23 protein-coding genes are annotated in these 19,565 nt (G+C 29.4%); 4 read left to right on the top strand and 19 right to left on the bottom strand.

All coding sequences use genetic code 11. The features are described from left to right. Positions 1 to 20: 20 nt before the first annotated feature. A complete protein-coding gene (locus tag OYT91_RS05320; protein ID WP_281239804.1) occupies positions 21 to 617 on the bottom strand; it encodes a hypothetical protein in 597 nt (198 codons plus the stop codon). A gap of 1,471 nt (positions 618 to 2,088) precedes the next feature. Here OYT91_RS05320 and OYT91_RS05315 point away from each other — a divergent pair. The 4 genes from OYT91_RS05315 to OYT91_RS05300 all read left to right on the top strand — a co-directional run bounded on the left by OYT91_RS05315 (position 2,089) and on the right by OYT91_RS05300 (position 6,393). Beyond that, positions 2,089 to 2,589 (top strand): CAP domain-containing protein, encoded by a 501-nt coding sequence (locus tag OYT91_RS05315; RefSeq protein WP_281239803.1) that lies wholly within the window; start codon positions 2,089 to 2,091, stop codon positions 2,587 to 2,589. A 310-nt stretch (positions 2,590 to 2,899) separates the two neighbouring features. Continuing rightward, positions 2,900 to 3,385, top strand: coding sequence for a SixA phosphatase family protein (locus OYT91_RS05310; RefSeq protein ID WP_269222722.1), 486 nt, complete (start codon positions 2,900 to 2,902; stop codon positions 3,383 to 3,385). A gap of 8 nt (positions 3,386 to 3,393) precedes the next feature. Further along, entirely contained in the window at positions 3,394 to 5,469 is a 2,076-nt protein-coding gene (gene ppk1, locus OYT91_RS05305; RefSeq protein WP_281239802.1) for a polyphosphate kinase 1, read from the top strand. A 33-nt stretch (positions 5,470 to 5,502) separates the two neighbouring features. Beyond that, on the top strand, positions 5,503 to 6,393 hold the full coding sequence (locus tag OYT91_RS05300) for a Ppx/GppA phosphatase family protein (protein ID WP_269222724.1): 891 nt from the start codon (positions 5,503 to 5,505) through the stop codon (positions 6,391 to 6,393). Between the two features lie 84 nt (positions 6,394 to 6,477). Here OYT91_RS05300 and OYT91_RS05295 read toward each other — a convergent pair whose 3' ends face one another. The 18 genes from OYT91_RS05295 to OYT91_RS05210 form a co-directional block, all read right to left on the bottom strand. Beyond that, the gene (locus OYT91_RS05295) at positions 6,478 to 7,662 is read right to left on the bottom strand and encodes an OFA family MFS transporter (RefSeq protein WP_281239801.1); all 1,185 of its coding nucleotides are present in this window, start codon (positions 7,660 to 7,662) and stop codon (positions 6,478 to 6,480) included. A gap of 127 nt (positions 7,663 to 7,789) precedes the next feature. Continuing rightward, positions 7,790 to 9,091, bottom strand: coding sequence for a DcaP family trimeric outer membrane transporter (locus OYT91_RS05290; RefSeq protein ID WP_269222727.1), 1,302 nt, complete (start codon positions 9,089 to 9,091; stop codon positions 7,790 to 7,792). A 118-nt stretch (positions 9,092 to 9,209) separates the two neighbouring features. Continuing rightward, on the bottom strand, positions 9,210 to 9,992 hold the full coding sequence (pflA, locus tag OYT91_RS05285; RefSeq protein WP_269222728.1) for a pyruvate formate-lyase-activating protein: 783 nt from the start codon (positions 9,990 to 9,992) through the stop codon (positions 9,210 to 9,212). 92 nt (positions 9,993 to 10,084) lie between these two features. Then, a complete protein-coding gene (gene pflB, locus OYT91_RS05280; protein ID WP_281239800.1) occupies positions 10,085 to 12,319 on the bottom strand; it encodes a formate C-acetyltransferase in 2,235 nt (744 codons plus the stop codon). A gap of 408 nt (positions 12,320 to 12,727) precedes the next feature. Next, the gene (locus OYT91_RS05275; protein WP_281239799.1) at positions 12,728 to 13,171 is read right to left on the bottom strand and encodes a DUF1572 family protein; all 444 of its coding nucleotides are present in this window, start codon (positions 13,169 to 13,171) and stop codon (positions 12,728 to 12,730) included. A 2-nt stretch (positions 13,172 to 13,173) separates the two neighbouring features. Beyond that, positions 13,174 to 13,647 carry a nuclear transport factor 2 family protein gene (locus tag OYT91_RS05270; protein ID WP_281239798.1) on the bottom strand — a complete coding sequence of 158 codons (474 nt, stop codon included), beginning with the start codon at positions 13,645 to 13,647 and terminating at the stop codon, positions 13,174 to 13,176. Between the two features lie 181 nt (positions 13,648 to 13,828). Then, positions 13,829 to 14,086 carry a YtxH domain-containing protein gene (locus tag OYT91_RS05265; protein ID WP_281239797.1) on the bottom strand — a complete coding sequence of 86 codons (258 nt, stop codon included), beginning with the start codon at positions 14,084 to 14,086 and terminating at the stop codon, positions 13,829 to 13,831. Positions 14,087 to 14,104: 18 nt separating this feature from the next. Further along, the gene (locus OYT91_RS05260; protein WP_269222733.1) at positions 14,105 to 14,260 is read right to left on the bottom strand and encodes a lmo0937 family membrane protein; all 156 of its coding nucleotides are present in this window, start codon (positions 14,258 to 14,260) and stop codon (positions 14,105 to 14,107) included. A 72-nt stretch (positions 14,261 to 14,332) separates the two neighbouring features. Further along, positions 14,333 to 14,797 (bottom strand): sll1863 family stress response protein, encoded by a 465-nt coding sequence (locus OYT91_RS05255; RefSeq protein ID WP_281239796.1) that lies wholly within the window; start codon positions 14,795 to 14,797, stop codon positions 14,333 to 14,335. Positions 14,798 to 14,886: 89 nt separating this feature from the next. Next, positions 14,887 to 15,072 (bottom strand): CsbD family protein, encoded by a 186-nt coding sequence (locus OYT91_RS05250; RefSeq protein ID WP_269222735.1) that lies wholly within the window; start codon positions 15,070 to 15,072, stop codon positions 14,887 to 14,889. A gap of 133 nt (positions 15,073 to 15,205) precedes the next feature. Then, the gene (locus OYT91_RS05245) at positions 15,206 to 15,661 is read right to left on the bottom strand and encodes a low affinity iron permease family protein (protein WP_281239795.1); all 456 of its coding nucleotides are present in this window, start codon (positions 15,659 to 15,661) and stop codon (positions 15,206 to 15,208) included. After that, a complete protein-coding gene (locus OYT91_RS05240) occupies positions 15,658 to 15,789 on the bottom strand; it encodes a hypothetical protein (RefSeq protein WP_281239794.1) in 132 nt (43 codons plus the stop codon). Before OYT91_RS05240 ends, OYT91_RS05245 begins: the two co-directional genes overlap by 4 nt. A 114-nt stretch (positions 15,790 to 15,903) precedes the next feature. After that, positions 15,904 to 16,293 (bottom strand): hypothetical protein, encoded by a 390-nt coding sequence (locus OYT91_RS05235; RefSeq protein ID WP_269222737.1) that lies wholly within the window; start codon positions 16,291 to 16,293, stop codon positions 15,904 to 15,906. After that, positions 16,290 to 16,529, bottom strand: a complete 240-nt coding sequence (locus OYT91_RS05230) for a hypothetical protein (RefSeq protein ID WP_281239793.1) — start codon at positions 16,527 to 16,529, stop codon at positions 16,290 to 16,292. Before OYT91_RS05230 ends, OYT91_RS05235 begins: the two co-directional genes overlap by 4 nt. Before the next feature lie 11 nt (positions 16,530 to 16,540). Next, positions 16,541 to 17,035 carry a hypothetical protein gene (locus OYT91_RS05225; RefSeq protein WP_269222739.1) on the bottom strand — a complete coding sequence of 165 codons (495 nt, stop codon included), beginning with the start codon at positions 17,033 to 17,035 and terminating at the stop codon, positions 16,541 to 16,543. Positions 17,036 to 17,156: 121 nt separating this feature from the next. Then, a complete protein-coding gene (locus tag OYT91_RS05220; RefSeq protein WP_269222740.1) occupies positions 17,157 to 17,936 on the bottom strand; it encodes an MlaD family protein in 780 nt (259 codons plus the stop codon). A gap of 19 nt (positions 17,937 to 17,955) precedes the next feature. Next, positions 17,956 to 18,732, bottom strand: coding sequence for an ABC transporter ATP-binding protein (locus tag OYT91_RS05215; protein WP_281239792.1), 777 nt, complete (start codon positions 18,730 to 18,732; stop codon positions 17,956 to 17,958). Positions 18,733 to 18,734: 2 nt separating this feature from the next. Next, positions 18,735 to 19,529, bottom strand: a complete 795-nt coding sequence (locus OYT91_RS05210; RefSeq protein WP_281239791.1) for an MlaE family ABC transporter permease — start codon at positions 19,527 to 19,529, stop codon at positions 18,735 to 18,737. Between the last annotated feature and the right edge of the window lie 36 nt (positions 19,530 to 19,565).

The raw sequence follows: 19,565 nt of genomic DNA, 5'->3' as shown, positions 1-19,565 counted from the left end.
GAAGTTTAATCTAGTAATTGTTAAGAAGGTATAGAAATTAAGTAGAGATATTTAATTTGTGAATTTTCCGACTTAATTAGGTTGTTTATTTGCCCTGAGGTACAATTAAAAGAACATAAGAAATAGATATACCTAAGTTTAGGGAATTGAGTAAGATTTGCTGTGTCTACTATAATTGATAAATCTTCAGGATTATTTATACGAATAATAATTAATTCAACTTCTCTAAATAGTGGATTCAATTCATTTAGTTTACTGATTGAATTTGCCTCTATATCAACAGTTAAAAACGGGGCATTGGAAAAGGTATTGAGTATTCCTTTTTTAATAATCACAGAAGAATTTAATTCATAAATTAAACTCTTCAAATGTTTATTATCTTCAGATAATGAGAGGTTTATTGAAGGTCTTGACTGATAGAAATGTTTGTTCAATTCTACAACATTTTGAGCATTCATATTTATTGAAATCAGTAAGATTAAACTTGTAAGCAAGAAAAATTTATAAAATTTGAAATTAAAAATACTTTCAAATTTTTCATTAAATTTTAAGTTATATCTCGAAATATTTTGCGCGAAAAGAGAGATGATTTTAAAGGGAGTAGATTTAGTTTTCATATATTATAGTTTTACAAAATAGAATTATTTTTGGGTAATCAACTTTGAATAAATATTTAATTTAGATCATTTTAAATCTAATTTTAAATATGTTTTTCAAAATTCATGATTAATAAATTGGTATGATAAGTAGGTTTTTCACTTTAAAATATTGAACTAATTTGGGATATTTCAAAATTTTAAATTTTATCCTTTAAAACTTATTTTGAGGATTAGATCACTATAAAGTAGGTTGTTTTATTTTGATTCAATTGGGGAATAAATCAAAATTTTAATTTCATTTTATCTTCAATATCAATTGAAGAATAAATTTGAATTTGTTATCAGTTTTTATAATAAATTTTGATTTGAAAATGGGGGTTTAAATCAAAAAGTTTGAAAATCAGGTGTTAAGCTGATTTTGTTGTAGTAGGTTTTTATATAGAAATAGATGCTCTTATTTCGATTGGGGGTAAAACTCAAAACACAATCTAATTTCTTTTTCAAATTTATAAAGAATGTTCAATTTATATTATCAATGTCTTTAAATAACCTAAATACTCGTTGAAAAGTTAAAAAGGGAATATAATTATTAAGAATTTTAGAAATATTTTTATTTTGTTTAATGCTATATTTTTATTTAAGTAGTCGGATTTTGAATTAAATTACAATATTAAATTACTGTATTTTATAAATTTTTAGTTTTTTAAAACAATTCCCCAAAAAAAAAGAGCTATTTATATTCTATTATGTAATAAATCTTAGACTTTACGTGATAAAGATGTTTTTAAAAGGTTTTTTTGAACTATATAATTCGTTAAACAAAAAAAAGCTTGAACTGTTGAAAATCAAAAGTTTAATCTTAATAAATAATAGTGTACTTACTATATATTTTGGCTTTTGTAGTCAATGTCTAATGATTACTTATTTTATTTTTTAAAATTTAACCATTTTTTTAAATGGTTAAATGGAAAAGTTAAAGTGAAATTCTCCTCAATTATTTTGTATAAATAGTATAATTTTTATTAAAACTTTATACTTTTTTAATTCTTTGACCCGTAGGATGTAATTATTTTAAACACGTATAAACATAGATTTTCTAAGCTCAAAAAAGAGGCGTTTCACTTATTTTAAACACACATAGTGCTCTATGTGAAAGAAATATATTTCTTTTTGATATTCATTTTTAAAATAAAGTCTATGTTTCTATGCATTTTATAAAAGTTTTATGAATTACACCCAACGAGTTTCATTATTTAATTTTAAATATAACGAATCGTAATACTACTCAATTATTAAATTGATATGATCTTCATTAATACAATAATAAAAAATTAAATATAAGAATTATTCTTATTTAATATTAAAAAAGATGCATTACATCGATTATATTTTGCACTTAAACGGATTTAATGTAAATTTGATTGACTGTTAAATTTATCAGTTAAGGATATTGCCCCACAATCTTCTTTAAACTTAAAACTAATGTATCATGTTAAGTAAAGCACTCCGTTTGTTAGGTATTTTTACATTGGTAGCAACAACATTTTCTTGCTCTCCCGAAGATAATTCAAATGAAATAGAAGAGAGATTGCCAATTGTAACGGTTTATGAGTATAGTCCAATTGAACTAGAAACAATGACTATAATTAATAACTATAGATTAAGTATAGGTCTAAATGCTTTAGAGAAAATTAACCATGTTTCCTATAAATCTGAAGAACATGATATTTATATGATAGAAAATAATGTAGTTAATCATGATGCATTTGTTGAAAGATCCAATAATATCATCAAAGCATTAGGAGCAATTAAAGTAAGTGAAAATATTGCTTACAATTATAATAGCGCACTAGGAGCTTTTGATGCTTGGATGAAAAGCCCACATCATAGAGAAAACATTGAAGGTGATTTTACACATTTTGGTATAGCTATAAAAGAGAACCCAATAAATGGTAGAAAGTATTATACTAATATTTTTGTTAAAATGTAAGTTATTGTTTGTTTATATGTTTGTAAGAAAGCTGTCGATATTTGGCAGCTTTTTTTATATTTTATAAAGTTTAATTATTCTTTTTTTCAAATTAAAAAAGTAAAGAATAAAATAGACTTTGAGTTAATATTTTTTATGATTCAAAAATTAATGCAATTACTGTATTTTTTTTTGTAAATTGTAGCTCCCTTATGATTTAGAATTCAAATTTTATAGTTTGAATTATCGCTCATTTCCAAGTCATTAATTTTCTGAATTCTATTCTATCTATTTGTTAGAGAAGTAGTTTAATAAAAAATAATTGAGAAGTATGAAAAATCTAATTTTAATTCGGCATGCAAAATCAAGTTGGGAAGCACCTTTACATGATAAAGATAGACCCTTAACATCTCAAGGAATGCAAAGTGCACATCTTATTTCTTCAAATTGTATTGAATATTTACCTAAAATATATAGTATTTGGAGTAGTACTGCTGAAAGAGCAATAGAAACAGCAATTATATTTGCGCAGAATTTCAATTTTCCTTTGGAGAGTATACTTTATAAAGATGAACTTTATACTTTTGATGAAAGAAAATTAGAAAAAATTATTAAAACATACAGTAATGGATTTGATAACATAATTATATTCGGACATAACGAGGCTATTACAAATTTTGTTAATAAATTTGGAGACGTTTACATAGATAATGTTCCTACAGCTGGATTTGTTCATATTGAATTTGATAATGAAAGCTGGGAATCAATTAGTAAAGGAAAGACAAAAAAAATACTATTCCCCAGAGATTTAAAATAAGCAAAAAAGTGTTAGAACAAAAATATATTGATAGAGAAAAAAGCTGGTTGGCTTTTAATGCTAGGGTATTGCAAGAGGCTGCAGATGATAGTGTTCCATTATTAGATAGGCTACGATTTTTAGGAATTTTTTCCAATAATTTGGATGAATTTTTTAGAGTACGATTTGCTGCTATACGACGATTAAGTTTAAGTGGTATTTCTGGTGAAAAATATTTTGGAGGTGTTACTGCTCAACAATTGATTAAGGATATAACCGAGATAGTAATTCAACAACAATCAGAAAGTTTACGAATTTTAAATATTATTGAGCTACAATTAGAATCAGAAAATATTTTTATAGTAAATGAAAATGGTATAAATAAAGACCAAGAAATATTTCTAAAAGATTTTTTTATTCAAAAATTAAGTCCTGAACTAGTTACTATTATACTAAATGACTTAGCAGAATTTCCAGTATTGAAGGATTCACTAGGTTATTTAGCCGTTAAAATGGTAATGAAAAAAGATCAGGAAGTACGTTATGCAATTATTGAAATGCCAAAAATGCTGAATCGTTTTGTGGTATTGCCTGAATCTAATAATAAGCAATATGTAATTCTTATTGATGATGTAATACGAATACATTTGAGTAGTATTTTTAATATTTTCAATTATGAAAGTGTTTCTGCTCACATGATCAAAATTACCAGAGATGCTTCATTAGACATTGATAGTGATTTAAGTAAGAGTATGCTCGAAAAAATATCTTCCAGTGTAAAAGATAGAAGAATAGGAGAGCCTGTCCGTTTTATTTATGATCAAGAAATTGATAGGGATACACTCAGTTTTTTTCTGGATAAAATGAACATAGATTCAACAGATAGTATTATACCTGGCGGGCGTTATCACAATAGGCGAGATTATATGGATTTTCCTAATTTAGGAAGATTTGATTTACTTTATAAAAAAAATGATCCACTTCCAATTCCTGGTCTAAGTCTAGAAGGAAGCATACTCGAAAAAATTGCCGAAAAGGATTATTTGTTGCATGCACCATATCAGTCGTTTGCTTATTTAATAAAGTTTCTTCGAGAAGCAGCATTAGATCCAAAAGTAACCTCTATAAAAATAACCTTATATAGATTAGCCAAAAATTCTCAGATTATTAGTTCCTTGATTAATGCCGCAAAAAACGGAAAAAAAGTTATCGTTCAAATAGAATTGCAAGCCAGGTTTGATGAGGCCTCAAATATATCCTATTCAGAACAAATGCAAACAGAAGGAATTCAGCTGGTTTTTGGGATCAAAGGTTTGAAAGTTCATAGCAAAGTATGTGTAATTGAAAGAATGGAGAAAAATAAAATAAAACGTTATGGTTTTATTTCGACAGGAAATTTTAACGAATCTACTGCAAAAATTTATACAGATGTAACACTATTTACTTGTCATTCTCAAATTCTAAAAGATATAACTAAAATTTTTGAATTTTTTGATATTAATTATAAAGCACAACGATACAAACACTTAATTGTTTCACCACAATACACAAGGCATCGTTTTGTGAAATTGATTGATAGAGAAATTGCACATGCCATTGCAGGAAAAAGAACATATATGAAGTTGAAAATGAATAGTTTGTCTGATTTGGCCATGATAGATAAATTATATGAAGCCAGTAATGCAGGTGTAAAAATTCAATTAGAAGTAAGAGGTATCTGTTCCTTAATTCCAGGTGTCAAGGGATTAAGTGAAAATATTGAAGCAATAAGTATTGTAGATAATTATTTGGAACATTCAAGGATTTATATTTTTGGAAATGCTGGAATTACAGAAGTATATATTTCTTCAGCAGATTTGATGACAAGAAATATAGACGCTAGAGTAGAGGTTACATGTCCTATATATAATGAAGAAATAAAACAGGAATTGATAGAGAATTTTGACATTGGTTGGAAAGGAAATGTTAAAGCAAGATACCATTCTTATAAATTAGATAATAAATATAGAATACGAAATGATGATCCTGTTTTTAGAGCTCAATTAGAAACCTACAAATATTATCAAAGAAAAGTTGAATTTGTAGAAGAATTAAATGAAAATTAAAAGTACTAATAGAAAAATTGCATACTAAAGAAAATGATTAAAATTAAAAAATATGCTGCTATTGATATTGGATCGAATGCCATGCGTTTATTAATTACCAATATAGTAGAAGAAGATGGTAAAGAAACTCAATTCAATAAAAGCTCTTTAGTTAGGGTTCCTATACGTTTGGGACAAGATGCTTTTACGGTAGGAGAAATTTCTTCAGAGAATATCGAAAGAATGGTTGATGCAATGAAAGCTTTTAATTTATTAATGAAAGTACATAAAGTAGAGCGTTACATGGCATTTGCAACTTCAGCAATGCGAGAAGCTTATAATGCAAAAGAAGTAGTTGCCTTAATTAAAAAGAAAGCTGATATAAAAATAGAAATTATTGATGGCAAAAAAGAAGCAGCAATAATAGCTTCTACAGATTTACATCATTTATTAAAAACGGATGAAACGTATCTTTTTGTAGATGTAGGTGGTGGAAGTACCGAATTTACGTTGTTTTCAAATGGTAGAATGGTCAATTCAAGATCTTTCAAAGCGGGTACAGTTCGATTACTAAATGAAATGGTATGTGATGTAGTTTGGGATGAAATTGAGAAATGGATAAAAATTAATACTGCCGACTTTGAAGAAGTAACTTTGATTGGTTCTGGAGGAAATATCAATAAATTATTTAAAATGTCTGGAAAAGTACAAGAAAAGCCTTTGTCCTATATTTATATGAATGCACAATATGCGTATTTGAGTTCACTTACTTATGAGCAAAGAATTTCTCAGTTAGGATTAAATCCCGATCGTGCAGACGTTATTGTACCAGCGACTCGAATTTATTTAAACGCAATGAAATGGAGTGGTGCAAGGCAAATTTTTGTTCCAAAAATTGGACTTTCTGATGGTATTGTTAAAGCCATGTATTATGGAAAAGTATAATATGTTTTCTTGATAAAAAGAAAAAAAAGCCAACTTAATCTAAAATAATTAAGTTGGCTTTTTTTTATATATTCTAGGAATATCTTATGATTTCAATTCTAGAGCAGAAGCTTTGAGTAATCCTTTCAACCATATTCCGACAAGCAACGCTAGTACTAATAATCCAGCAAATAAATAAAATATTGTGATTTGTGAGGTCAATCCAAGCAGTATCGGTCCTACAAATGCTGCTGCAGACCAAGCGGTTAAAACATATCCGAGTACTTGACCATATTTTTCAGGGCCAAAAATATCTTTTACAAATGATGGCATTGTTGCAAAACCAGCTCCGTAACCTGCAATAATGATGTAAGTTAGGGTTTGAAATGAAGTTTGATTTGTAGAAAAACTTGGTATTAAAGCAAAACAAATAACATTTATACTAATAAAAATCATAAATGTCGCCCAACAACCTATTTTATCTGAAATACTTGACCAAAACAGACGACCTAAACCGTTAAACAAACCAATAATTGCAACAAACATAGTAGCCTGTGTTGCTGTCATTCCGACAACTTCTTCTCCCAAAATAGCTGCTTTTGAAATTATAGCTATTCCGCCACAAACATTCAAAAATAATAATAACCAAAGTGCAATAAAACGTTTGTCTGTTACTATTTGTTTCGCAGTTAAATCGACATGTGTATGAAGTGATGTTTTTAAATTTATAGGATTTGCTAAATACAAGGCACTTAATAACATACATATTCCATAGCCTATTGCTAAAGTTGTAAATGCGCCTGACAATCCTAAAGAGGCATAGAGCGGTCCAATTAAAAAAGAAGCCAACAAAGATCCAAGAGCAAAAGACATAATTATTATTCCAGAAGCTAAACCTGGTCTATCAGGAAACCATTTTACAACGGTATAAACTGGAACAACATACCCAAATCCTAAACCAACACCTTGTAATACACCAAATGTTAAGTAAAACAAATGAATAGAATTTATTTTGACTGCCAAAGCACTTCCCAATAATCCTATTGTTACAAAAAGAGCTGCAATTAATCCCGCTTTTGTTGGTCCAATTTTTTGAGCAAATTTTCCTGCGAAAGCAGCTGTTAAACCAAGAAAGCAAATGGCTAAACTAAAAGCAGTTTTAGTATCATGAGCCTCCCAGTTCAATTCTTTCGATAAAGGTTCAATCCATTTACTGTATGCATAAATGGATCCAATTGAAAGTTGCATAATCATACCTGCTAGTACAATTAAATATTTATTACTCGACATAATTTTTATTTTTGATTATATATATTGAAAATAGATTTATTTTGGTTTAACTTCTAGTAATGCTAAATCGATATTATTTCATTTATATTTCATTTTTTTATCAATTCTCTAGTGTTTTTTTTATTATTTAAAAAGTTAAACTACATGAAATTAATCCACGTAAATTACCAACATCAACTTTATTTAAATCTGCCTTTCCGTTAGAATTAAGATCTAAATCTCCCCAAGTTGCAGCGGTATATTCTAATTCTGGAGTAACTTTAAATTTTTTGTGTTTAAACTCAATCCTACCAGATGTTCTCCAAACATCATCAACTACCCTTGTCCCAGATATTCCTCTAATGTAGTATTTTACAATTTCCCCAGGAGCAAGGCCGTCTTTTGAGTTTCCATTATTTTTAGTATATCCTACGAAAATTCCAGGCGCTATTTTTTTACCATTACTGGCAATATCAATCCAAAAAGAACTGGTTTTAGTGGCTTTGTATTTTTCAGGTTGCAACGGATTTGTATAGCCTATGAACCCACCTAACATTAAAAAATTAATTGTATTTCCTCCTGTTATACCATACGCTTTTACTGAAAATAGGTCGTCAGAATATTTTAAAAAACCAATAAAAGAGGTACTGGTTACTTTTTCAGTAGTTTTTGCTTTGGTTGTAGCAGTTGGAGAATATTCAGTTAATGGCTGCAGTGATTTAAATTCTGCACCAAAACCAGCCAGCCAATTTGCATTTTTAAATTGAAATTGTCCGTGAATAGAAGGAATAGGTGAATTGATAGAAGCAGAATTTTGTGTGCCGCCAATAGCTGTTCCAGTGGCAAATTCTCGTTCTTTATACAATGTTAATGCAAATGATAATTCCTTTGTAAAGTTTTGCTTTACTTTTATTTGTGTCGCCCAACCAAATGGATTAAACATTATTCCAGTATTAAAATTAGCGACACCAGGAAATAGTTCAGGAATAAATGCTGGATACCATGTTTGCCCGACTGTCAATGAAGTTTCTTTCCAATCCATGTTTACAAAAGCATGTCTCAATCGTACTAAACCAATTGAGGCTTCTGTATTACCAAAAAAATCGCCTTCTAAATTTCCTGAAATTTTTGCTCCCCAAATTTCAGGACCTTTTATTTTTAAACCAAATCTAGAATCAATTGATAAAAAATTATAAGAACCCGTTGCGTTTAAATCATCTCCATTGATGTCTAAAACTTTATCTAGCGGATAATAATTTAAATTATCTTCCCTCACTTGAAATGATTTTCTAGTGTCAAAAATATAATCAGTTCTAATATAACCGTAAAAATTATAATCCCATTCTTTTTCTGTAGGAACTGAATTGTTGTTTTCTATTTTTTGTGTTTGTGAAAATCCTTTATTGGACACCATTGTCACCAAAAGAATTAAAATGTATAGTTTTCTCATTTCTTTGTTATTTTTAAAAAATCCTTTTTATAAAGAATAAATGGATTCAACAGCTATTTTAAAACAATTAAAATATTCTTACATACTTTAATTACTTAGAAATACATTTATTAAAGCATTATTTGAGTTTTACATTCTTGAAGTAAAGTTTAAAAATCTCAAATGCTTTATTTTTTTCTTCAATTGTTGGAGCAAGGGTGTTTTCTAATTGATATTCAAAACCTAATATTTCCCATTTGTGTTTTCCTAATTGATGAAAAGGAATGATTTCTACTCTTTCAACTGTTGTATAATTGGTGAAATATTGGCCCCATTCGTGTAAATATTCTTCTTGATCTGTCCAACCTGGCACAAGTACGTATCGCAACCACATTGGTTTTCCAGTGCTTTCTCTATATTCTGCAACAGCAAGGGTTGTTTTATTTTTTAAACCGGTTAGTTTTTTGTGCCAATCGTTGTTGATATGCTTAACATCCAAAAGTAATAAGTCGGTTTTATTTAATAGAATCTTTGTTTTTTCATCCAAAACTCTACCATTAGAATCCAAACAGGTTTTAATTCCATTTTCATGGAGTTGATCAAAAAGTTGAATCAGTTTATCACGTTGTAATAAAGGCTCGCCACCAGAAACAGTAACACCTCCCTTTTTTCCAAAATAGGATTTTTGATGCAAAGCTTTCCCAACTATATCTTCAATGGGGATAAAAGTACCTCCATGAATATCTAAAGTATCTGGATTTTGACAATACAAACATCTAAACTGGCATCCTTGAACAAATACCACCATTCGTATTCCAGGGCCATCATGTGTGCCTAGTGTTTCAATAGAATGAATTCGTATAGAGTCAGAATGAAGTATATCAATTGATTCTTCTTTAGATTTTTGCTTTGGAAAATACATTATTTCAAAAATTAAAACTGTCTAAAATGAAAAATAAATTTTACTTTAGACAGTTTATTGTGGTTTTATTATAATTTAGTGTTGTAGATTATTTACAAATTTTCATGAAATGTTCTAGTAATCACTTCAAGTTGATGCGCTTTTGATAATCGAACAAAGTTTACGGCATATCCTGAAACTCGAATAGTCAATTGAGGATATTTTTCGGGATGTTCGTAAGCATCCATTAACGTTTCTTTATCCAAGACATTTACATTTAAGTGATGGGCATTTCTTCCAAAATAACTATCTAAAATTGTCGTTAGATTAGAAACTTGCTCTTCTTTATCAGATCCCAAAGATTTTGGTACCATTGTAAAAGTATAAGAGATTCCATCTTGTGCATCTTCGTAATTTAATTTGCTTACAGAGTTCAAAGAAGCAATTGCTCCATTTACGTCTCTACCGTGCATTGGATTGGCTCCTGGTGCAAAAGCTTCTCCGCCTTTACGTCCATCTGGAGTAGAACCGGTATTCGAACCGTACATTACATTTGAAGTAATAGTCAATAATGAAAGAGTAGGGGTAGCGTTTTTGTAAGCAGTATGTTTTCTTAATTCATCAATAAAGATGCTAGTAATTTCTTTAGCTAAACCATCAACTCTATCATCGTCATTTCCAAATTGAGGAAACTCACCTTCTATATTAAAATCTACAGTTAAGCCAATATCATTTCTAACTGGAGTAACTTTTGCATATTTGATAGCAGAAAGTGAATCGGCGATAATAGAAATTCCAGCAGCTCCATAAGCGATATCAATATTAGGATCGGTATCAATCATAGCCATTTGAGCTCTCTCATAATAATATTTATCATGCATATAGTGAATAATGTACATCGATTTTGCATATACTCTAGCTACTTCTGCAAGAGTTACCTTGAACATGTTCATCACTTTATCATAATCAAGCACACCGTCTTCCATTTGAGGAATGTTTTTAATAACGATTGTACCTTTGTCCTCTTCTCTACCACCGTTCAAGGCCATAAGTAAAGCTTTTGGCAAATTGGCACGTGCTCCAAAATGTTGAATTGTTTTACCAATTTTTTGGTAAGATACACAACATGCAATACCATAATCATCAGATCCTCTATTGGTACGCATCAAATCATCATTCTCATATTGTAGAGATGAAGTATCAATTGAAACTTTTGCACAAAAATCTTTAAATCCTTTTGGCAAATTTTGAGACCATAAAATAGTCAAATTAGGTTCAGGTGATGGTCCTAGATTATATAATGTTTGTAAGAATCTAAATGAGGTTTTGGTCACTTTTGTTCTTCCATCATTAAATTGTCCACCAATTGCTTCAGTAACCCATGTTGGATCTCCACCAAAAATAGTATCATAAGCACCTGGACGCAAATGACGTACCAAACGAAGTTTCATAACAAATTGATCGATATATTCTTGAGCTTCTTCCTCAGTAATAACTCCTGATTGCAAATCATTTTCGATATATACATCTAAGAAAGAAGATACATTTCCAAGAGACATTGCTGCACCATCCTGTTCTTTTACTGCGCTTAAATAAGCTAAATAGGTAAATTGTACAGCTTGTTGTGCATTCAATGCTGGATTCGAAATGTCAATTCCATACGAATTAGACATGATTTTCATATCCTGCAATGCTTTTATTTGATCGAATATTTCTTCTCTCAATCGTACTTTGTGATCGGACATTTCTCCAACTACAGCACTAAAATCTTCTTTTTTGGCTTCAATTAATCGATCGGCTCCATAAAGTGCCAGTCTTCTAAAATCACCAATAATTCTACCTCTAGCATAATTATCTGGTAACCCAGTTAATAAATGTTTTGAACGATAAGCTCTGATTTCGCTATCATAAGCACTAAAAACAGCTTGATTGTGGTCTTTAGCATAATTGAAAATTTTGACTACCTCATCAGAAACTTTCAAACCTCTTTCAGCAACAGCTGATTCTACTAATTTTATACCTCCAAACGGTTTCATTGCTCTTTTTAAAAGCATATCGGTTTGTAATCCAACAATGATTTCGTTTTCTTTGCTAATATATCCAGGTCCAAAAGATGTTATATTTGAAATAATATTGGTGTCAATATCTAAGCATCCGTTTTTTTGGCGCTCTTTAAGTAAATTTTCTTTACAAATATCCCATAAGACAGTTGTTTTTTTTGATGGCCCTGCCAAAAAAGAATCATCTCCTTCATAAGGAGTGACATTTTTCAATACAAAGTCATAAACATCAATAGCATTATTCCAATTTCCAGTCTTAAAATATAATGTTTCAGTCGTACTTTTCATTTTAAAAAAATTATTTAGTTAACGTTTAGCTTTTAAAAGCTTATTTATACTAGTAAAATTACGGATTTTTGGGTTTATAAAAACGCTAAGTTTCATTTTTAAGTAATAATTAAAGTATTCAAAAATATGTAGATCATTTTTTTGATATTTCTTTATTTTGATGACGATTCCAAGAAGCTATTACGTTATAGATAAAATTTATAGTAAAATTTTTTAATGAGTTATTTCTTGTTAAAATATTTATTTTCTTCTATTTTACGCTGAAATTTTACTTTTTTGAACAAAAAAAATTAAATAATATGAAATAAAAAGATTCTGTATTGGCTTATTTTTCAAATTTATATTTGATTATTATGCAATTAAATGGAGTGATTATAGCCTAAAAAATTACAATAAACCAAAAAAGTATTAACTATCAAGTAATCTTCTATGAAAATTAATTTGACCTAGATGATATGCCAAATGTGTTGTAAGGTGAATTAATAGAAATTCTGTTGATGTTTTATTTTCAAAAATTAAAATAGGGTGCTCTTTAATTAAATCTTCATTTGATACCATTTTTAAAGAATGATTTAGCATTATAATTGTTTCATCTATTTGCGTTAATAACACTGATTTTGGCACATTCTTATTCGAAAATTCAAGTTCTCTATTTCTAATGTAATTTGTTTTTCCTATTTGGGCTCCTATATATGTGTTTAAATTTCCTATTATATGCAAACATAAATTTCCTGCAGAATTAGAGATTTCTTTTTGTGTGTACCAAATTTTGCTTTCATTTTGGTATGATTGAATCTCAATTTTTAGTTTATTGAGATCTCTATTAAACAAAGTGATTAAAGTTTCTATCATCTTTAGGAATTTTTAATTCTATAATTTTTTAATGCAAACAAAGCTTGTTTTTGTATTTGTTTTTGCATAAATCCCGTCCATCCCAATAGTAAACCTTTGAAACCTAATGCTTGTTTGGACCATTTCCAGATATCAAAGTTATCGATATGCCTAATGATGAGACCATACTGAAATTTAAACTCAGAATGAATTACATTCACTACTTTTTTGTTGGTTTTGCTAAAAATATAAGTTGCTATCCATTTGGCTGTTCCTGAATAATCATCAGCTTTTAGGTCTGAAAACTCAATCGTACTGTTTCCGTTACTTTTTTCGGTTAACATTTTCCACATTTGGCGGGCATCTTCTCCTTTTAATATACCAAAAGCGGGATCTTGAAATTGAATTTTTTCATGATAACATTCACCCATTGTGCTGGCGTCACCATTTGCAAAAGCAGAATAGAATTTAAATAGTATTTGTTCGTTTGGGTTCATTATAAATCAATTTTGAAAGTAAAATTAGTCATTTTTTTTACAAAAAAAGGATTGACTTATAATTGGCTTTACTTTTTAGTTTGCATTTACGTTCATGATTGATTTTTTTTCACTTATCTAATGCCATAAAAAAAGCCAAACTGTTTTTTACAATTTGGCTTTTAACACTTTAAAATAAAAATTAAATACTGCTGTTTTTTAATTCGTTTTTTAAATTATCTAATTTTGATTTTCCTTCATGGAACATTTTTTCATAATTGCTTTTTAATGTTCCTGATATATTTTCGAATTTATCCTTCAAATCATCGGCATAATTATTTCCTTTTCGAAGAATTTTTTTTCTGGTGTCTGCTCCTTTCGCAGGGGCAAACAATATTCCCAATACAGCTCCTGTGGCAATTGCACCCAAGACTCCTAATGCGATTTTATTTGCTTTCATGTGATTATTTTTTAATAATTATAAAACTTTTCTACCTTGAATTATTCTTAATATTACTGCTATTAAAGCAATAACAAGTAATATGTGAATAATGGATCCTGCACTGTAAGCAAAGAACCCGATTGCCCAAAAAATAACTAGTATAACTGCGATTGTATAAAGAAGATTGCTCATTTTTTTTGATTTTTATTTAAAATTAAGAATGTGTTGCAATCATTCACTATTACAACGACATAACGTATTTATTTAATTTTTGTTGTTCACTGTAAAGTCTTTTAAACTTTGACCTAATTCATCCATATCATGGTTGAATTCTCTTTTAAAAGATTTCCAATCACTGTTGACATCGTTTTTATAAGAATCCATTTTTATTTTTAAATCCTTATTTTTTTGTTCCATTGCATCGATACTTACTTGGTATGTTTTATCGATATTTTTACCCGTTTTATTAAGTTTTAATTTTAACTCATCAATTTTGGCATTGTTTTCATTTATTTTCGCGTTGGTTTCATCTTTGAATGCTTGCCATTCTTCTGCGGTAGCGACTCTTTTTGCTTGATCCAAATCGTTTTCGGCAACTGTTACGGCAACTTTTGCACTGTCAACATTTTCTTGTGCGTCTTGAACTTTTTCGGTATTTGGTTTGCAACTAGTAATGGAAGATCCAATAACAAAAGTGGCAACTGCAAGGGTAAAAATTGATTTTTTCATAGTAATTATATTTGAAATTGATTTTTTTTGAATAAAAATGTATCCATTTAAAAAATACTGATTAAATGGATACATTTTACAGCAGCTATTTATAGTGCTTGAATAATTTTGTGAAGTTCTTCTTTAGTTTTTCCCAATTTGATTTGAAGTTTACCCATCATTTCGTCTTTTTTTCCTTCAACAAATAATAAATCATTATCTGTCAACGCAGCAAATTTTTGTTTCAATTTACCTTTTTGCTCGTCCCAATTTCCGTTTAGTTCTGTTGTGTTCATTTTGTTATAATTAAGTGTGAAAGCATTTTCACATCTATACAAAGATGGGATTATACGTTCAAAAAAGGCTTATAAAATTCTCGCAAAGAGTTATATCATTTACAGTTTTTGTCTGCTTATTATTTCATTTTGATTACTCTTTTATTTGATTTTCATCTTCATTTAGAGTTTTATCCAATTCCCTATTAAATTCCTCTTTAATTTCTTCGTTCAAATCTTTAATTTGCTCTGCTAGTTCCGAATACTCTTTTGATAATTCCGTAATTTCTCTTTCTGTCTTGATTTCTGCATTCATTACTGCATTACTGGCAGGTTCATGTGATGAAACTAATTCGTTTATTTTAAGGTGTAAAGAAGCGGAGAATCGATTGAAAGATTTCTGGATAATAAATAAACTTAAGAAAGTAACCCCAAAAATGATGTCACCAATAATAAGATGAGTGTCGTTGTTAATAAACAAACTATTGATCCACCAAAACAACACTAGGCATAAAGCTATTAGAAATGAAATAGAATTTCCTAATATAGTAGTTGCTAAAGAGACCAATTTTTCGAAAAGATTTTCAGTATGGCTGTATATTTTATTCATAATGTAGATAATATTTTTTTATAGGAATATTTCGCTAGATCTTCATTGGTGGTTATCTCATCGGTTACTATTTTGTTTTGGTATTCGATGATTTTCAATTGCGACAGCTTCAATGATGGCGATTTCATAACATTTAATTTTTTAAAAATAATATAAAAGCCCCACCATTTTAATAGCAGGGCTTGAACCAAATTTTTGACAAACGTTCCCGTAGTCTTAAATTTAAGTTTTTATTAGAATACTTATTTTTTTGCCCCATCAAAGTAATCCGTTACCAATGCGATTTTCTGATTAATATTCATTTTGTCGGCTTCTTTAATCTCTATTTTGATATTTGCAAAGCGATGATCTTTTTCGATACTATTAAACAGTTCATTTTTTGCATTGGTTGGACCAAAAAGTAAGACATTATTATAATTTAAAATAAGATCTTCTAGTTTTTTATAGAATCCTGCTTGGAACTGTTGTTCTTTATTATGCATTATTGATTCACTTTTTACAAGGCTTTCTACTTTATCTTGATGCGTAAAATTGGATTCAATAGTTTTCGCTTCTTTCCATTGATCTGTAAATTCAATGATATGAGCAATGGAATGATCCATCCAAATACCTAAATTTTTTACTGTTTTCATTTTCTTTTTTTTATATTACTTGGAAAGTCAATTTTATGATTTGGTGCATATTTATCTACTATTTCTTTTAAGGAATTTAGATATTCATTTAGCACTTTTCTGTTTATTTCCGGATTTTCAATATCTGGAATAGTTTCTGGCATTTCAAGAAGGTATTTAGATAACTCAGGATAATCCTTTCGTATTACAATTGTAGTATTCATAATTTGATTATTCAACTCATTTATAGTCTCCATTACATTAGGAATTAATGTTTACCGTTTTTATGACCATTGTTTTCTTTATCATGATGATTATCATTATCTCTATTACCTTGGTTGCCGTTATTGTAGCTTCTATTTTCATTTTTTTTATAATTCGCAACCGATCTATAGTTCTCTTGATGTCCATTATTATATCCTTTATAATATTTTACTTTATGCTCTTGATAATGGCCATAAGGTCTTGAACCGTGGTAGTCATTTAGCACTACTTTATATCCATTGTATAAATCATAGTTTCTATAACGGTTAGGTAAATTATGAGATCTTATCCAAACTCCGTTATTCAAAAAGATAAATTGTTGGGCACGTATATCATAATAGGATTGAACATCTGGCAAAAAATAATAAGATACTTCAGAATAACCAGTTGGTCCCCATTGTGGAGGTGTTCCAAAATTTACATTAATAGAAACTTGGGCATGGTTTGCTGTAGACGTAAACAAGAATAGGGCTAGGGCAATTAGTTTTATTGTTTTCATTTTTTTTGACATCTTCATTTCAAAGAGAAAATTTATTTTTCCTCTTTTAATTTTGATTTTACAAAGATCATATTGAAAACATATTTTGATGTTATACTATTACTATAAAAAATATCATAATTCACGGATTTTCCTTTTTGTCTTTCAAATCCAATTCTTTCTGAATTTCTTTTTCTTTTTTTGCAGCAGCTTTGTCTTTATCTTTTTGAATTTTTTCTTGTTTTTTGGCTGCGGCTTTTTCCTTTTTGTTAAAATAACCTTTCAATAAAAAGTTGTGTTTAGCGGCATCCATATTCTCACTAAAACCTTTCGTTCCTGTCTCTAGATTAGACATTGTTGCATTTAGTTTTTTACCCATATTTTCATCCATTAACAATTTGGATAAAGTTCCTTTTCCATTGTTGATTTTAAAACTGAATTCGGCAAGTTGATCAGTTATTATCGAAGCATTATCCACTGTGGTTTTTACACCTTTCATGATGTCTTCAATTTCGATTGCTTTGATTGAAGCTATAATTGCATTGTCTTTTACGCTTTTATTGGATTTTGTCCCAGGTGAGATAGTAAGTACTTTATCACCCATTAATCCATCAGAGCCGATGCTAGCTTTGGAATCTGTTTTTATAAAGCGTCGCACTTCATCTTTAATTATTAATTTTACGGCTACAGTTGAATCAGTGATAAGGGTAATTTCACTTACTGTTCCGACATTTATTCCAGAAAAGCGGACATTATTTCCAACTTTTAATCCAGTTACTGTTTTAAATTGTGATTGTAGGGTAAAAGTAGATCCAAATAAATTTTTTTGTTTTCCAACAAAGTATATGGTTCCAACAAAGAGAATCAACCCTATAGTTACAAACATTCCTAATTTCCATGTGAACCCTGATTCTTTATACATAATTTGAGTGTTTTATTAATTAAATAAAAAAAGATCGAACCCATTCATCCTTGCTTTTTTCTAATTCGGCATAACTGCCTTCTGCACAGATAACACCATCTTTTATAATCATAATTCGGTTTGCTGTTATTTTGGCACAGGCCATATCATGAGTTATAATAATAGAGGTTGTTTTGTATTTTTTTTGAACAAACAAAATCAATTCACTTATTTCTCTAGATGTTATTGCGTCTAATCCAGTTGTAGGTTCATCATACAAAATGATTTCGGGTTTAATAATAACGGTTCTTGCAAGTCCGATTCTTTTTCGCATTCCACCAGACAATTCAGAAGGCATTTTGTCAATGGCTTCTTCTAGACCAACACTTTCTAGTGCTTCTATTATGGCTTTTTCGATTTCCTCCGATGATGCATTTGGAGAATGGTGTTTTAGGGTAAATTCCAAATTTTGTCTAACAGTCATCGAATCATACAAGGCACCATTTTGAAAAAGAAAACCAATACGAACTCTTATATCATTTAGATCAGTTTCATTAAGTTTGGTGATTTCGGTTCCAAAAATTTTGATTTCACCTTCATCAGCATGAATTAAACCAACCAAACATTTTATAGTGATTGATTTTCCAGATCCAGACCTGCCTAAAATCACTAAATTCTCTCCTTTTTTTACAGAAAGAGTAATGCCTTTCAGGACTGCATTATCCCCAAATGATTTGCAAACATTATTTAGTTCTAGAATTATTTCTGTAGATTGTGTGCTTGTTTTTTTTTCCTTCACTGGTTTATGCTGTATCATGTTTAGTAAAATAAATCAGTTATTTGAACGGCAATCATATCAATGATAAATATGGTTAATGATGCAGTAACTACAGCCGTATTGGCCGCTTTTCCAACACTTTCGGTCCCGTTTTCCGCATTAAATCCTTTATAGCAGCCCACCAAACCAATTGCAAAACCAAAGAAAAAAGTTTTTAGGACAGCAGGTAAAATGTCCAAAAACTCAAGATGTTCTAAAACATTGGAGAAATAACGGTAAAAGCCCATGTTTTCATGGATATTGTATCCGATATATCCACCATAAATTCCAATAAAATCAGCATAAATAACTAAAATTGGAATCATAATTGTGGTGGCCATAATTCTGGTTGCAACTAAGTATTTATAAGGATTTATTGCCGAAACTTCCATGGCATCAATTTGTTCGGTAACTTTCATCGAACCTAATTCGGCTCCAATTCCTGAGGCTATTTTTCCTGCACAAATTAAGGCTGTAATTACGGGAACGATCTCACGAATTAATGAAAGTCCTACCATGCTGGGTAGCCAGGATTCTGCACCAAATTTTGCCATTGTAGGACGAGATTGTATGGTAAGAACCAAACCCATTATAAAACCAGTAATACTAACTATTGGTAAGGATTTATAACCAATTGCGTAACATTGCCAAATAAATTCTTTGAATTCGAAAGGGCCTTTTGCAACTTCTTTGAAAAAGCGCGTTGTAAATAGCGTTGCTTTCCCGATATCTTCAAAAATATTTTTTAGATAGGATTTTGTATTTGAAGCTTTTGTAATCTTTACAGGACTTTTCATGGTTTAAAAAGGAGTTGTAATGTTGATTTAGAATGT

The sequence above is a fragment of the Flavobacterium praedii genome, from assembly GCF_026810365.1.
GTDB classification, from domain to species: Bacteria; Bacteroidota; Bacteroidia; order Flavobacteriales; family Flavobacteriaceae; genus Flavobacterium; species Flavobacterium praedii.
This window is presented reverse-complemented; position numbering and strand designations above follow the sequence as displayed.

What these genes read in the sequence shown, in the direction of transcription:
- OYT91_RS05210 (WP_281239791.1), bottom strand. Translation starts at nt 19,529, where the DNA reads ATGAAAAGTCCTGTAAAGATTACAAAAGCTTCAAATACAAAATCCTAT.
- OYT91_RS05265 (WP_281239797.1), bottom strand. Translation starts at nt 14,086, where the DNA reads ATGAAAGCAAATAAAATCGCATTAGGAGTCTTGGGTGCAATTGCCACA.
- OYT91_RS05250 (WP_269222735.1), bottom strand. Translation starts at nt 15,072, where the DNA reads ATGAACACAACAGAACTAAACGGAAATTGGGACGAGCAAAAAGGTAAA.
- OYT91_RS05230 (WP_281239793.1), bottom strand. Translation starts at nt 16,529, where the DNA reads ATGGAGACTATAAATGAGTTGAATAATCAAATTATGAATACTACAATT.
- OYT91_RS05320 (WP_281239804.1), bottom strand. Translation starts at nt 617, where the DNA reads ATGAAAACTAAATCTACTCCCTTTAAAATCATCTCTCTTTTCGCGCAA.
- OYT91_RS05220 (WP_269222740.1), bottom strand. Translation starts at nt 17,936, where the DNA reads ATGTATAAAGAATCAGGGTTCACATGGAAATTAGGAATGTTTGTAACT.
- OYT91_RS05255 (WP_281239796.1), bottom strand. Translation starts at nt 14,797, where the DNA reads ATGAAAAAATCAATTTTTACCCTTGCAGTTGCCACTTTTGTTATTGGA.
- OYT91_RS05315 (WP_281239803.1), top strand. Translation starts at nt 2,089, where the DNA reads ATGTTAAGTAAAGCACTCCGTTTGTTAGGTATTTTTACATTGGTAGCA.
- OYT91_RS05290 (WP_269222727.1), bottom strand. Translation starts at nt 9,091, where the DNA reads ATGAGAAAACTATACATTTTAATTCTTTTGGTGACAATGGTGTCCAAT.
- OYT91_RS05295 (WP_281239801.1), bottom strand. Translation starts at nt 7,662, where the DNA reads ATGTCGAGTAATAAATATTTAATTGTACTAGCAGGTATGATTATGCAA.
- OYT91_RS05240 (WP_281239794.1), bottom strand. Translation starts at nt 15,789, where the DNA reads ATGAAATCGCCATCATTGAAGCTGTCGCAATTGAAAATCATCGAATAC.
- OYT91_RS05225 (WP_269222739.1), bottom strand. Translation starts at nt 17,035, where the DNA reads ATGAAAACAATAAAACTAATTGCCCTAGCCCTATTCTTGTTTACGTCT.
- OYT91_RS05245 (WP_281239795.1), bottom strand. Translation starts at nt 15,661, where the DNA reads ATGAATAAAATATACAGCCATACTGAAAATCTTTTCGAAAAATTGGTC.
- OYT91_RS05275 (WP_281239799.1), bottom strand. Translation starts at nt 13,171, where the DNA reads ATGATAGAAACTTTAATCACTTTGTTTAATAGAGATCTCAATAAACTA.
- OYT91_RS05310 (WP_269222722.1), top strand. Translation starts at nt 2,900, where the DNA reads ATGAAAAATCTAATTTTAATTCGGCATGCAAAATCAAGTTGGGAAGCA.
- OYT91_RS05300 (WP_269222724.1), top strand. Translation starts at nt 5,503, where the DNA reads ATGATTAAAATTAAAAAATATGCTGCTATTGATATTGGATCGAATGCC.
- pflB (WP_281239800.1), bottom strand. Translation starts at nt 12,319, where the DNA reads ATGAAAAGTACGACTGAAACATTATATTTTAAGACTGGAAATTGGAAT.
- pflA (WP_269222728.1), bottom strand. Translation starts at nt 9,992, where the DNA reads ATGTATTTTCCAAAGCAAAAATCTAAAGAAGAATCAATTGATATACTT.
- OYT91_RS05235 (WP_269222737.1), bottom strand. Translation starts at nt 16,293, where the DNA reads ATGAAAACAGTAAAAAATTTAGGTATTTGGATGGATCATTCCATTGCT.
- OYT91_RS05270 (WP_281239798.1), bottom strand. Translation starts at nt 13,647, where the DNA reads ATGAACCCAAACGAACAAATACTATTTAAATTCTATTCTGCTTTTGCA.
- OYT91_RS05260 (WP_269222733.1), bottom strand. Translation starts at nt 14,260, where the DNA reads ATGAGCAATCTTCTTTATACAATCGCAGTTATACTAGTTATTTTTTGG.
- OYT91_RS05215 (WP_281239792.1), bottom strand. Translation starts at nt 18,732, where the DNA reads ATGATACAGCATAAACCAGTGAAGGAAAAAAAAACAAGCACACAATCT.